Raw genomic sequence first — 13,469 nt, 5'->3', positions numbered from 1 at the left:
CATTTTCATTTAGAAGCGTGATGAGAGACGGGATACTGTGGATCAGTGGGGAGGGAAGGTGAAGCAATGGGTCATGATGCTGGATTACATACGCTGGGTTCAAGTGCATATATTCAGACCCGGGATGGCCGGAAGTTGCATTACATGTCGAAGGGTGCTGGAGAAGTGACCGTCGTTTTTGAGTCGGGGATGGGCGTTTCCAGATCTACATGGGGGCTGGTTGTGCCGACGATTGCGGAGCATGCACGTACCGTTGTGTACGACAGGGCGGGAGCGGGACGAAGTGATGTTGATTTTTCTCCACGCACGCTCGCCCGGATTGCAGAAGACCTGAATGAACTGCTAGCGGCGATGGGGCCGGGGCCGATTATTCTGGTGGGGCATAGCTGGGGAGGGCCAATTGTACGTGCAGCGGCCACTAGTAATCTGTCACGTCTGCAAGGTATCATTCTTGTTGACCCGTCGGATGAGCATTGTGAGTTATATTTTTCCCGTATGGCCAAGGTCGGTTTTGCGATAAATGGGGCACTTATTCCCGCTCTGGCTCGTGTGGGCCTGTATCGGTTTCTTGGCATCAAAGACTTTCTTAGTCAGCCTGATGACGTTGTAGCAGATCACCGCCGGGAGGACTTTACGGTACAAGCTGCTCGGACGATGGCTGCGGAGGGAAAGAATTTTTTGCAAGATTTAAAGGGGTTACAGGAGCAACCTCCCAAGCTGGGAGATCTGGAAGTTAGCATAATTTCGGGTACGTTGCCGGGCAAGGGAGAACGTAAAATCAGACCTGCCATTGTTGAAGCTCACCGTCAGACGGTGAGTAAGCTATCCAATGCGAGATGGGTAGAAGCTGCGCGTTCGGGTCATATGGTGATGTTTACAGATCCTGAAGTGATCATCAATGAGATCATGCGGATGATACACGATGCGGAGTAAGAGTAAGAGTAAGAGTAAGAGTAAGAGATAAGAAAGTGGGAAATGTGAAGTATTTGAGTACGGTCGTCATAGTGAGTAGAAGATTGTTCCTTCCGGTGCCGGGCGCAAGGATAGAGCAAAAGTGATACAATAAAAAGAAAAAGCAATGAATGACATTGCTAGACCATATAAGCGGAGTGTGGAGACAGATGAAACCAGAGAATCAAGAAACAACAGGAACGGGAGCCGGAAACGAAGGTGCTAGAAATGTCCATGTAGGCATGGAAGATATCGTACGCGCACATCATGTGCTGCGTGAAGTGATTGTCAGAACGCCGCTACAGCGGGATGCTGTACTGTCGGCTAAATATAACTGTAATGTGTATCTGAAACGGGAAGACCTTCAGGTGGTGCGTTCATTTAAAATTCGAGGGGCTTACAATATGATACGCAGTCTGACCCCTGCCGAAATGGAGAAAGGCATCGTCTGCGCCAGTGCCGGCAACCACGCACAGGGTGTAGCTTTTAGCTGTAATGCACTGGGCATTCACGGCAAAATCTTTATGCCAAGCACAACACCGAACCAGAAAGTGAAACAGGTACGACGTTTTGGCGGCGATAATGTAGAAGTTGTCCTGATCGGTGATACGTATGATGATGCGTATGCGGAAGCGATGCGGGCATGTGACGAGCAGGGCATGACCTTTATCCATCCGTTTGATTCACCGAAGATTATTGCAGGGAACGGTACAGTTGCGATGGAGATCATGGAAAGCCTTGATGAGAATGCAGACTATGTATTTGTCACCATTGGCGGCGGCGGATTAGCGGCTGGGGTAGGAACCTACATGAAAACCGTTAGTCCTGAAACACAAATCATCGGCGTTGAGCCGCTTGGAGCAGCTTCGATGAGTGAAGCAATGTTCCGCAAACAAGTGGTTACGCTGGATGATATCGATAAATTTGTGGATGGGGCAGCGGTGAAACGGGTCGGTGATTTGACTTATGACATCTGTAGCAACATCCTGAATGACATTGTGAAGGTGCCAGAAGGCAAAGCCTGCACAACCATTCTGGAATTATATAACGAAAATGCGATCGTGGTGGAGCCTGCGGGCTCGCTGGCTGTAGCTGCACTGGAGCAATACCGGGAACAGATCGCAGGCAAGACGGTGGTCTGTGTCATCAGCGGCGGTAACAATGATATCGACCGGATGCAGGAGATCAAAGAGCGTTCCCTGATCTACGAAGGTCTGAAATATTATTTCATGGTGAATTTCCCGCAACGTGCGGGAGCGCTACGTGAGTTCCTGGAGGAAGTGCTCGGTCCGAATGACGATATCGCCAGATTTGAATATACGAAAAAACATGACAAGGAAAATGGCCCTGCCTTAGTCGGCATCGAGCTCATGTACAAGGAAGACTACCAGCCACTCATCGAACGTATGAACCGCAAAGGTATCGCCTACACTGAGCTGAACAAAAACTTGAATCTGTTCAACATGTTGATCTGAGAGAGAGGTGTCTTTTTACAAGTGAAACCTACTATAGGGTCAGAGCAACAGAAGACAGTGCCTCAGATCCGACCTGCACGGAAGGAAGATGTGGATCAGATCATCCCGCTGCTGGTGCAGGCGATTGGGGATATCGCTTATGCACTTGCGGGGGAGGCGGACAATGAGCGGGCAATGGACATCTTACGTGAGTTTGTTACACAGGAAAATAACCGGATCAGTTATCAAAATATCACTGTGATGGAGCAGGACGGCCAGATTGCTGGCATGTTGGTAGCGTATGCCGGTGATGATGTGGATCGTCTGGATCAGCCGCTTCTGAATCGTCCCGGACGTGATGGGGATGAGAAATATGCTCTGGTAAAAGAAACCCGCCCTGGGGAGTATTATCTCGATACTCTTTCGGTAAGTGAGCCATTTCAGGGGCAGGGCATCGGCCGTGCACTGATGGCTGCTTTTGAGCAGCAGGGAAGAGAACTCGGGCACACGCAGGTTGCCCTGATCGTGGAGCAGGACAATGGCCGCGCCATGCAGCTCTATGAACGGCAAGGCTATGTTCAAGATGAAGTGATCCTCATCGGTGGACATGAGTATTACCATATGGTCAAAGAGCTCTCAGTTCTATAGATTGGCTGGAATGCATTCGAGCTTCGCACTCAAAAGGAGCCAACGCTTGAGTGATGGATGCTTACGTATGTAAGAGTGAGGGACATCATCTGTATCATGAACCCGTAACAACTATATTTAGTCAGTTAACAGCAGATACGCCAAAAAAGACGAAGCAACGCCGAGGGCGGTGGGTTCGTCTTTTTTTGATAAAGCGGCGGTGGAGCAATATAAGCTGACAGGCTAACGATCTCAGATGACGCTATTTGGTCGATTTCAACTCATTTAAAATTCTAACGATCAGGAGAAACGTTATTTCCCCATTTCAGACGAGAAATCATTAATTTTTGCTCATTTCAGAAGAAATAGCGTCTCTGGTGATCGTTAGATCACTGAACACCTCTAAATCGGCCAAATAAGGTCTGTGGTGATCGTTAGAATTTTTTTCATCCGTACAACCTTCTACGCGACTAGCACAAGGAACGGTGTATGAAAAATGTTGACTATTCCAAGCTTACCATTGCATGCACACATCTATTTAACCTAACTCCCTTGCTCTACCTCCAGCTTATCCAGGCCATTGGCTGATTGTTACCGTTAGATTGATCTAAAACTTTTATATACCGTACTCCGGCAGATATTCATCCCTAGATACGTTCTGTTCCAGCCATTGGTCGACAGCCTCTGTTCTTTCAAACTTGGATTCAGCGACGACATCCATGAACGCATTCAGTTTTTTCAAAAAAGCACTGTCCTCGGAAGTATTCCGCTGTAAGACAGCTTTGTACCCTTTTTGAGCATTTGGCACCATTACGTTGGTGTCGTAATCGAACAGCGGGGTATTATCGAGCCCGTAAAAGGTGTACAAGGTGTATTGATTCATCAACATCTGTACCTGGTTTTTCCGGTTAGACTTAGGAAAATCATTCAGGAACCGCTCTTGATTCAGCGCACGGTTCAGCATATCCTGATATCCGATCATGAGGCCCCCATCTTCAGAGGCGATATTGCTCGTTTCGACTGCCATGATGCGAATGTACTGTTTGATATCTTCATTTACATAAGAAGTATATTTTTCAAATGCGGCATAATTCATGATTGGATAGAGATAACCCTCGATCATCGTAAGACGATAACCGCTGTCTCTGGCCTGTTGCAGCAGTGAGCGGAGACTCGTGTCCTTGGTGCGGGACATCAGCTGGGTGAAGCTGTCATTCCATTTGTATATTTTCTGCATCTGATCCTGAACATTGGGCACAAGCATGCGATCCGTTATGGCCGTTAGCGCTTTGAAGCGGGCATTTTCCAATTGAAGCACCATCAAGGTTGCATGATAAGGAGTCACCTGGCTGATTTTAGACTCCAGATAACGGTCTGCCGCGGGCAGGCTATTTTTTTTATAGAGCATGGTCTGAAAAGATTTGTAGATTGCGGTTGAATTGGCCGATGTTACTTTGCTATCCGTAGCAGGGGCAGCAGAAGCGATGCCAGTGACTGGGGAAACCGCTGTTTGTAACAATAGAGTAATAGCCGTAGCGGTAAGCAGTGTACGCATACCTTTCTTTTTATAAAAATACAAAGATGATGTCATGGATATTAACCTCCTGTAATTTTGGAATGAACAGATAAGGATGAAAAGTAGACTTGATTCACTATTACACACAGATTAAAGCAATTGGCACTAGAAGTGGTTTCGGAATGATGACAAAATCTTCTGTTAATTTTAACCTTTACAGGTGGATGCAAGGCCAATGTTTCTGCGAAAATAATTTTGGGGAATCCGGAAACTTTTTAACGAATCGGAACGTCTTAGTTGTGCATAGGAAAATACAGGAATTATTGAATCGCACAGCTAATCTATAAGAGTGTACTAATTATAGGAGAATGGGGATAGGGTCTATGAGGAAAGCAGGAGGAAATCAAGTCAAAAAAGTGATGTCAGCACTGGCCGTATCAGCCATGCTTATGTCTGCACTGCCAACATCGGTGATGGATGCAGCTGCAAGAATCAGCATTTATATTAACGGTACTGAGGTGCCGGCGGTTCAAGCCCCTGTGATGAAGGCTGGACGTGTACTCGTTCCACTCCGGTCGATTTTTGAAGGAATTGACGCGGAAGTGCAGTTCAACAATAAAACGAAAACCATTACAGCAACCCGTGGGGATCAGGAAGTGAAATTAACACTTGGTTCCAAGGCTGCGTATATCGATGGTCAACTGAATGTGATGGATGTTCCTGCGAGTACGATTAAAGGTAGTACGATGGTACCCATTCGTTTTGTGAGCGAAGCTTTCGGGGAAAAAGTATTCTGGAACTCACGCAGCCAACGTGTTGATATTAAAACAACATCGTCTACACCGGAACCGCCGGTTGATGATACGCAGTTTTCTGCTTGGAATATTTATGGATCCGTATCTGGCAGTAACGGAGATGGCCGTGACCTGACGGTAAGCTTCACACGTGCCAAGTCAGAGAGAACAGTGTCAGCTTACAGGGTGATGCTAGTCAAAAGTGGGGATATCAACAGCTTTAAAGAATCCGTTGCTACAGCCGTATCTCCGGCGAACTACACTTCAATTACACCAAACGGCACCAATCCGAAGCTGACACTTAACGCTCAGACACGCGACGTTAACGGTGATTTGCTGAATAGCAATGAATCCTATCGATTGTATGTACTGACTGTAGGTAACAGCAACAATAACAACCAAAACTATCTAGGCTGGTCTTCACAGGTTCTGAAGCTGAACCAGGTGAAACCTTCTGTTCAAGCTGTGACGGGACTGCGCATTGCCGATGTTAGCGATAATGGCGACGGAAGGGATCTGGAGATCAACTTCACACAGCCAAGCACCAATTCGAATATTACGAGTTACCGTGCATTTGTTGTGAAGGCGAAGGACGCATCCTCATTTAACCAAGCTGCTGCGAGCAAGGTATCCAGCGCGAATTACACGATCATCAATAAAGGGAATTCCAGCACAGTCAAAAGCATACTGAACTCTTCATCGCGGGATACGTCGGGCGAGTTGATCAAAAACGGAACCGCGTATGTTGTATACATTATGTCTGTAAGTGCGAATACAGCAACAGATAGCAAGCTGTCTGCGGCTTCGTCTTCCCTGACGTTGTCCTTGAATTCAACTCCGGCTCCGGTCATTACACAAGTGAGAGACATCTCGGATTATGGAGATGGACGCGATATTCAGGTGAGCTTTAACCGTGTATCGGATGAATCGAAGGTAACGAACTATCGTGTGTTTGTTGTACGCAACTCGGTAGCCAGCAGCTTTAACTTGCCTACAGCAAGTAATCTGTCTTCCAGTTTATATTATACCGTGAACAAAACAGGTAATAACCTCGTGGTTACATTGCCATCGAATATGCGGGATACCAGCGGTTATAACATCACAAACTTGCAGGATTATCGCATCTTTGTCATGGCAGCAGGCACTCAGCAGAACAACTATACCCATGCGTTGTCAGCTTCCTCCAATGTCTTGAGACTGACCTCCAATAGCAATGCAGGTGTGGCAACGAACCTGTCTGTTACAGATATTGCGGATAACGGAAATGGAACTGACATGCGCGTGTCGTTTAGCAGAGCCAGCGATGAGTCCAATGTTTCTCACTATCGAGTATTCGTCGTACCTGCCAATAACGTAGGAAGCTTCAACCTGAACGTTGCCAATGCGTCGAACAATTATACACAAGTGAATAAAACAGGTGGTAATCTGACCGTAACACTTTCGAGTAACTCGGTTGATACCAATGGCTATAGAATTGCGAACTACAACGCTTATCGTGTATTTGTTCTGTCCGTAAATAGTAACGGTAACTGGAGTCAGAACGCACTTTCCTCATCTTCGGCTCAAATTACGCTAACACCGAATGCAACGGTTATCGCACCGACCAGTGTGAGTGCAACCGATGTTGCGGATAACGGGAATGGCAGTGATCTGCGTGTAACATTCAACCGGTCAACGGATGAGAATAATGTGAATCATTATCGTGTGTTTGTTGTGAAAAATACGGCTGTAGGAAGTTTTAATCTGAATACTGCATTGAATAACGGCTTCTACACCTATAGAAGTAAAAGTGGGAGTAATCAGGCTTTCACATTAGCAAGTGATGCTAGAGCAACGGATGGCAGCCTTATTGGTGATAATGTTGATTATCGGGTATTCGTCCTGGCGGTGAATAATAATTCATCTCAATCTAGCGCGCTGTCTTCAGCATCGCCTGTAGTTAAATTAGGTAGTGCTTCTCCTGTAATAGCAGTGGGCAGTGTAAGTGTAGCGGTTAAAAATCAGGGACAACAAGCGGGTAACGCTTCTGATGTAACCGTAAATTTTGCCAAAGCATCGAATGAAACAGGCATTGCCAAATATCGTCTGTTTATTGTCCCGGCTGATCAGGTACCTGGTTTTACGCTAAATACAGCGATGAATATTAATTATTATAATGATTTGGATAAAAGCAGTGCAGGCACTACTTTCGCATTGAGCGATGGATACCGGGATATTAATAACAGATCTATCGAGATCGGGAAAAAGTATAGAGTGTTTATTATGTCTGTATCCGACAGTACAACTCGTTCATCAAGTCTTTCAGTGGCTTCCGACGAATTTAGTATTAGTAACATAGTACAATCTGTTCAAGCAGCCGTTATTACGGGTCTACAGAAATCAAGTACTGTAACTGAAGCAATCTACAAGTTGACTTTCACCAAACCATCTAATGAAGCTGGCATTTCCTCATATCAATTGTATATTGTGAAGGGAAGAGGATCTGTTGATCCGGCTACAGCTACTTCCAGCAGTAACTATTCAGTAGGAGATCCCAAAGCGGTTGAAGTTACTTTGAATACCAATGCTAAAGATACTACAGGGGCTAGTCTTGTGGAAGGAGAAGAGTACACCGTATATATTGTGTCAGTTGCGTCTAATACAACAACCAATAGAAGTACGATCTCTAATCCATCTGAAGCATTTAAGCTCGAAAAAGCTCCAGCAGCTACACAATCAACTCCTCCGCAGTAAACTACGGCACAAAGTTAGCAATAGAATTGTAATGCTTAACTCCCTTTCCCTCCTTGGAAAGGGAGTTTTTTCTTTGCATCCGTTAATGCCGAGGAAAGGGAACCGCTCTCGGTACGACCTATGTCCCTATTTTTCCATATTTAGACAAGCTCAAATAGGTTCCTAAGGCCATTGCTGGTCTTGGATCAAACCATGGATAATAAGAGTCATAGAGCGTGACTAGCTCATGAGCCGAAAGGAAGGATGCAATGTTACCATTTCGTTTGACGGGGCAGCCGGATTCCCGGATGCCGCTATACCTGTACGGTGTGGGCACACAGGAAGAGAAAGGACTGCATCGACCGGAGGGATTTCCAGTATATCAGTTATTTTTGGCACGCGATGGTGGAGGACTGTTTAACATTTCTGGCAAAGGAACGATCATAGTGGGCTCGGGGCAACTGTTTGCTCTGGAGCCGGGCATTGCTCACGAATATACCCCGCATAAAAGAACGTGTGGAGAGCTGGGGTTTATTGGGATCGGCGGCGAATCAGCAGAATCAGTGCTTCGGACGACAGGCATCATGTGCGAAAGACCTCGCACATTAACCGGGTTTGACCTGATTTGGTCACAGATGACGGAACTGTGGAAGGGGTTGGATCAGGGCGGGATGTCGATGTGGCAAATGTCCACTTTGATTTACCAGCTGATTCTGGACTTGGCTCAGGCTATGGCTCCAGTTGGTTATGTTTCACATGTACATGGGAGTTCCGAAGCTGGTCTGGAGGGACTCAACCGGGCAATCGTTTTGATGCAGGCTCATTATCAGGACGATCTGTTATTGAAACATGTGGCCGAGGCAGTTGGTTACTCTGTGCAGCATTTGAATCGTTTATTTCATCAGCATTATGGCGTGACTGGACATCAGTATATGCAACGCTGGCGTTTACAAAAGGGACTGGAGTGGCTTAATGAACATCCTGAGGCTAGTGTGAAGGAAGCTGCGGAGAATGTAGGCATGGAAGTGAATTATTTTATTCGTATGTTCAAGCGTGAATTCGGGGAAACGCCAGGCAAAGGCATGAAACTACGCAATCAGCTCAGACTGGAGCAGGATCACCACCCCCGTCACAAATAAAATACGAATCTGCAATAAAAAAAGAGACCTGACGGTCTCTTGAATGGAATTTCTTATAAAGTAAAAGAACATCTATGTGTACCACGAAACAACCACATTCGACATTGCCTTCTTCAATCACGCCTGCTTTTTTTGCCCGAAAATAGGCCGGATTAAAGCAAGACCAACAATACCAATAACGGCGCTAACCCATGGAGCCATGTAGAACACAGGAAGTTTATCCCGAAGTGGATAACCCACAAAAAGAACAAGTACAACGATCACGATATAAATGATAATGCCTCGAACGTTAACTTTGGGCATGACATGTTTGTCTGTCCCCTGATCGTCTGGACGTTCTGCTAATCGGCGCAGCATCTCTACGAGCGCAATTCCGCCTACAGCGCTAATGATGAGAGAGAACAAGCTGATATGTTCGAAAGCCTCCGTATCGCCGTCTGTTAGGCCGAAGAATAGTCCTGCACATCCTTGAATGAACAGGACAACGGATATGGCTGCCCAGGCAATCATAACATACCATTTTGGTGTCCGTTTCACAGGTTCTGGTGTATCCGATTGATCGTCAGACTGAGCGATGCTGGATTTGATGTTCTTTTTAGAATCTCCAGCAGAACGGGCATGTTGTTTCGGATAAGCTTGATTTTTTTCGAGAGGGACACTTCCGCTACGGTTTTCCCTGCTTGAATCTTTCCCTGTGCTTGCCCCTGATTGCGCATATGTATCTGCTGAGCCTACTCCAAGTTGGGTATAAATATCTTCTTCCAGATCAGAGCCGTACAATTCGCGTGCAGATTTGTTATCTTTCTGTGCTTGTACGATGGCTTTTCCCGCAGCGAGAATCCATTCTTCCTGTGTTTTCTCGTCTGCTGGCGCTTGCCTTGCGATGGTGCTGATCTGGTTATACAATTGTACGTTGTCTGGTGTCATACGGCTCATCTCTGTGATTTGCCGATTTTGTATTTCTTTCAGCTTTTTATAGGAAATCCCCAATGCTTGCTCCCCCTGTCTCACACGTTCTGCTCTTCCATTCCATGAAGACCCTGACGATATTTTAGTATACGGGAAGGGCTCTCGTTTCGCAAAGTCATTCCTTATAAAACAACTGCTTGTGATTTACCCATAGCCCGATACAGGCTAACACAACACAAGTGCATAAGAGCACCAGTTTTCCATGATGCTGAATCCATCCGAGTAGATGTGCCATGAGTTCATTCCTTTCGGTAACAGGCTTCCGGGATAGGCGTGCCTGAGATTTTGGTTTTATTTTCCCCTGTGAAGTTGTGAATATACATGGCTTGCTTGGAAGAAGCAACGATTCTGTGAACCGTGAATAAAGAGCTGCCCAATCCATCACAATAGTAGCATTTCCAAACTGAAATGATGGATAGGAGTGTGGTTAGCATGGATAAACAATCAGATCTCACACGAAAGATGCTGCTCAACAGTAATTCCCGTGGTGCCATGGATGAAGTGGTACCGATGGAAGAGGCAGTGGAGGATACTGAGTTCGGCGAAGAGTTGAATGATGATAACTGGCAGGGAAGAAGCTTCTGGGACAACGAGGGAGCAGGTCAGCAACATGAGTGGAACGGACGTATTGAGACTCATGCGATGTTTCGCAGGAGCTATGAGTAGGATCGTGCAGATATAACGCAAGAATACAGGAATGAATCAGAAATTTTCGGAGCCCTGCTGAATATAGCGAGGCTCTTTTTTTACGGATAATGCTTACGAAAAGAGAACAGCTTTACATGACCTAAGGTGTTCATTTCTCGCGTTGACTTGGGGGTGAGGGAATGATAATATACTAATATCTTCTTAATACTCATTAAACTTATCGGATTAAATACAATTAATTAAAATACGTTGATTATATAACAAGGAACTGCTATATAATTTGAACTCTTCTTTTACACTCTAACGGAGAGGACAGAAAAAACCTGAAAAAGCGAAGCGTTCGCCTTTATCACCGGATTTTCCCCTTTGGAAAAGGGAAACAAAAAATCTGGGGATAACAGCGATTGTAAGGTTATTCTGTCATCGGAGTGGGCTGTGTAAAAACTTTAGTTCAACTTATATAACAAGGTCACCATGAAAGGGGAAATCCGTATGGAACGTCAGATCAGCATTCGTCACGGGGAAGAGGAGTTAACTGCGACCATTCACTACCCGGTTGTCAAAGATATTAAAGAGGAGACACGTCAGCAACGTGTTCCTCTGGCTGTCATCTGCCACGGTTTTGTGGGAAGCCGAATTGGAGTGGATCGGTTGTTCGTGAAGACAGCTCGTGAACTCGCGGAAGACGGATATCTGGTGCTACGTTTTGATTACATCGGTTGCGGAGAAAGCAGTGGGGAGTACGGAGCAGAAGGATTAGAGTCGATGATACTGCAGACTCGTTCTGTGCTGGATTATGCTGTGAACTGCAGTGATGTCGACCCTACACGTGTAACTCTGATCGGACATAGCTTGGGCGGAGCAGTTGCGCTGTTGACTGCTGTACGTGACAAGCGGGTTAAAAATCTTGTCATGTGGTCGGCTGTCGGTTATCCGTTCAACGATATCGTGAAGATTACGGGCAGGGATGTGTATGACGAGGGTGTGAGAGCAGGGGCTTCCGACTATCTTGGCTATAAATTTACGCCTAAATTCTTTGACTCTTTGGCGGAGCATCAACCATTCCAGGAAGCTGTGAAGTTCAGCGGAGATGTGCTGGTTGTGCACGGTACTTCCGATGAAGTCATCCCTGTGGACTATGCGTTCTTGTATCAAAAAGTGTTCTGGATGCGCCAGGAAGGGCGCTGCGACAAGGAAATCATTTTCCAGGGCAATCATACCTTCTCATCTGGTAAAGAGCGCGAACAACTGATTACACGTACGAGAGAATGGCTCGGGGAGCGTCAGAAGATTGAAGAGAACTGGCAACACTGGATGATCTAAGAGATAAAGCCTTACGACATCAATCAAAAGTCACGGGTATTAACTTGGAAAAGCGCTTGCTTCGGGGTAAAATAGAGAGGTAAGCATCCTATCCGTGTCTGGAGGTTGGCAGCGATGACATTACCTGCACTATTCATTGCGCATGGTTCTCCTACGCTGGCGTTGGAGAGCAGTGATTACACTCAATTTTTGAACGAGCTTGGAGACAGGCTGCCGGCTCCAAAGGCCATCGTTGTATTCACCGCACACTGGGACTGTCCCGAGCCTTCGGTGACGATGGATGAGTCCCATCAGACCTTGCATGATTTTTACGGATACCCTTCAGCGTTGTATACCATACAATACCCTGCAGTCGGGCAGACCGATGTCGCGAGCGAGATATGTGCGTTATTTTCCCGTAGTAACTTGCCGCATCGACCTGTTCGTGGGCGTGGACTGGATCATGGCGTATGGGTGCCACTGCTGCATATGTACCCTGAAGCAAGCATTCCAGTGATTGCTGTATCGGTGGATTCGCTACGTTCTCCGCAAGAGCAGTATGATATCGGGCGTATGCTGGAGCAACTCAGGCATGATAACGTGCTTATCATCGGCAGTGGTGGAACCGTGCATAATTTAAGAATGCTGGCACAGGATGATGAGCCACAAGACTGGGCTATCGAGTTTGATGATTGGCTCGGAGAGCGTCTAGAGCAATGGAATACCAGAGAATTGTTTCTGTATGAAAAAAAAGCTCCTCATGCGCGGACGGCCGTTCCGTCTTATGGCATGGAACATCTTGCGCCATTGTTCTACGCAATGGGCACAGCAGATATGTCTCGCACAGCGAAGCGATTATTCCAGTCGTATGCCTGCGGCACGTTAAGTTTGAATTGCTGGCAGTTTGGCGACGGCATATAACTTGGGGCAGATGAGAACAGAAATATCAATTCAGATAGCGAAATGAAGAATACAGTCGTAAGATTATAAATAAGCAAAAAGGTTCCTGCGGTCAGTTGATTGACTGCGTGGAACCTTTTTTTGGGTTTGGGTGTTCAGCGGTGATTATTTGCGAAGTTCGAACAACTCACATTCGGTACGTGAGTGATAGGCCAGTTCACTGACACTGGATTGAACAACAACGGTTCTCTCGTCAAAACGAATGATGATACCTCCAGAGTCAATCTGGTGGTTATCTTTGAATACCCGGATTTTATGTTTTAAGGTCATGGCTTCCTGAAAATCGGCGTCGGTCTCGAGACGGCGCTGCGTCGGCATAGGGATACTCCTTTGTACTGTTAGACTTTATAACCATCATAATATGGGATTCTACTGGTGAGCAAGTGTAGAGACTCGG

11 protein-coding genes are annotated in these 13,469 nt (G+C 46.3%); 8 read left to right on the top strand and 3 right to left on the bottom strand.

The genetic code is table 11. The annotated features are described in order from the left end of the window. Positions 1–66 precede the first annotated feature (66 nt). From BLQ13_RS19910 to BLQ13_RS19900, 3 genes are all read left to right on the top strand, one after another. A complete protein-coding gene (locus BLQ13_RS19910) occupies positions 67–933 on the top strand; it encodes an alpha/beta fold hydrolase (RefSeq protein WP_090923337.1) in 867 nt (288 codons plus the stop codon). Between the two features lie 260 nt (positions 934–1,193). Then, entirely contained in the window at positions 1,194–2,426 is a 1,233-nt protein-coding gene (gene ilvA / locus BLQ13_RS19905) for a threonine ammonia-lyase IlvA (protein WP_090923415.1), read from the top strand. Positions 2,427–2,447: 21 nt separating this feature from the next. After that, positions 2,448–3,053 carry a GNAT family N-acetyltransferase gene (locus BLQ13_RS19900; RefSeq protein WP_244159389.1) on the top strand — a complete coding sequence of 202 codons (606 nt, stop codon included), beginning with the start codon at positions 2,448–2,450 and terminating at the stop codon, positions 3,051–3,053. A gap of 595 nt (positions 3,054–3,648) precedes the next feature. Here BLQ13_RS19900 and BLQ13_RS19895 read toward each other — a convergent pair. Continuing rightward, positions 3,649–4,623 carry a hypothetical protein gene (locus BLQ13_RS19895; RefSeq protein WP_090923336.1) on the bottom strand — a complete coding sequence of 325 codons (975 nt, stop codon included), beginning with the start codon at positions 4,621–4,623 and terminating at the stop codon, positions 3,649–3,651. A 308-nt stretch (positions 4,624–4,931) separates the two neighbouring features. Between BLQ13_RS19895 and BLQ13_RS19890 the strand changes: the two genes are divergently transcribed. Then, positions 4,932–8,075, top strand: a complete 3,144-nt coding sequence (locus BLQ13_RS19890; protein WP_167375796.1) for a copper amine oxidase N-terminal domain-containing protein — start codon at positions 4,932–4,934, stop codon at positions 8,073–8,075. 248 nt (positions 8,076–8,323) lie between these two features. Continuing rightward, positions 8,324–9,193, top strand: a complete 870-nt coding sequence (locus BLQ13_RS19885; protein ID WP_090923330.1) for an AraC family transcriptional regulator — start codon at positions 8,324–8,326, stop codon at positions 9,191–9,193. A gap of 117 nt (positions 9,194–9,310) precedes the next feature. On the opposite strand, the gene BLQ13_RS19880 is transcribed toward BLQ13_RS19885, so the two are convergent. After that, positions 9,311–10,183: a hypothetical protein gene (locus tag BLQ13_RS19880; protein WP_090923328.1), complete on the bottom strand. Its 873-nt coding sequence runs from the start codon at positions 10,181–10,183 to the stop codon at positions 9,311–9,313. A gap of 411 nt (positions 10,184–10,594) precedes the next feature. Here BLQ13_RS19880 and BLQ13_RS19875 point away from each other — a divergent pair, with 411 nt between their 5' ends. The 3 genes from BLQ13_RS19875 (at position 10,595) to BLQ13_RS19865 (ending at position 13,033) form a co-directional block, all read left to right on the top strand. Then, positions 10,595–10,828 (top strand): hypothetical protein, encoded by a 234-nt coding sequence (locus tag BLQ13_RS19875; RefSeq protein ID WP_090923327.1) that lies wholly within the window; start codon positions 10,595–10,597, stop codon positions 10,826–10,828. 474 nt (positions 10,829–11,302) lie between these two features. Then, positions 11,303–12,133, top strand: coding sequence for an alpha/beta hydrolase (locus BLQ13_RS19870; protein ID WP_090923326.1), 831 nt, complete (start codon positions 11,303–11,305; stop codon positions 12,131–12,133). A gap of 114 nt (positions 12,134–12,247) precedes the next feature. Further along, complete coding sequence (locus tag BLQ13_RS19865; protein ID WP_090923325.1) at positions 12,248–13,033, top strand: DODA-type extradiol aromatic ring-opening family dioxygenase; 786 nt, start codon at positions 12,248–12,250, stop codon at positions 13,031–13,033. 144 nt (positions 13,034–13,177) lie between these two features. Here BLQ13_RS19865 and BLQ13_RS19860 read toward each other — a convergent pair whose 3' ends face one another. Then, positions 13,178–13,390, bottom strand: a complete 213-nt coding sequence (locus BLQ13_RS19860) for a hypothetical protein (protein WP_090923324.1) — start codon at positions 13,388–13,390, stop codon at positions 13,178–13,180. Positions 13,391–13,469: the final 79 nt, after the last annotated feature.

Source organism: Paenibacillus polysaccharolyticus (assembly GCF_900102085.1).
GTDB lineage: Bacteria > Bacillota > Bacilli > Paenibacillales > Paenibacillaceae > Paenibacillus > Paenibacillus polysaccharolyticus.
This window is presented reverse-complemented; position numbering and strand designations above follow the sequence as displayed.

Coding starts and splice junctions, on each gene's coding strand:
- BLQ13_RS19890 (WP_167375796.1), top strand. CDS start 4,932: ATGAGGAAAGCAGGAGGAAATCAAGTCAAAAAAGTGATGTCAGCACTG.
- BLQ13_RS19860 (WP_090923324.1), bottom strand. CDS start 13,390: ATGCCGACGCAGCGCCGTCTCGAGACCGACGCCGATTTTCAGGAAGCC.
- BLQ13_RS19870 (WP_090923326.1), top strand. CDS start 11,303: ATGGAACGTCAGATCAGCATTCGTCACGGGGAAGAGGAGTTAACTGCG.
- BLQ13_RS19895 (WP_090923336.1), bottom strand. CDS start 4,623: ATGACATCATCTTTGTATTTTTATAAAAAGAAAGGTATGCGTACACTG.
- BLQ13_RS19875 (WP_090923327.1), top strand. CDS start 10,595: ATGGATAAACAATCAGATCTCACACGAAAGATGCTGCTCAACAGTAAT.
- BLQ13_RS19910 (WP_090923337.1), top strand. CDS start 67: ATGGGTCATGATGCTGGATTACATACGCTGGGTTCAAGTGCATATATT.
- BLQ13_RS19885 (WP_090923330.1), top strand. CDS start 8,324: ATGTTACCATTTCGTTTGACGGGGCAGCCGGATTCCCGGATGCCGCTA.
- BLQ13_RS19865 (WP_090923325.1), top strand. CDS start 12,248: ATGACATTACCTGCACTATTCATTGCGCATGGTTCTCCTACGCTGGCG.
- ilvA (WP_090923415.1), top strand. CDS start 1,194: ATGGAAGATATCGTACGCGCACATCATGTGCTGCGTGAAGTGATTGTC.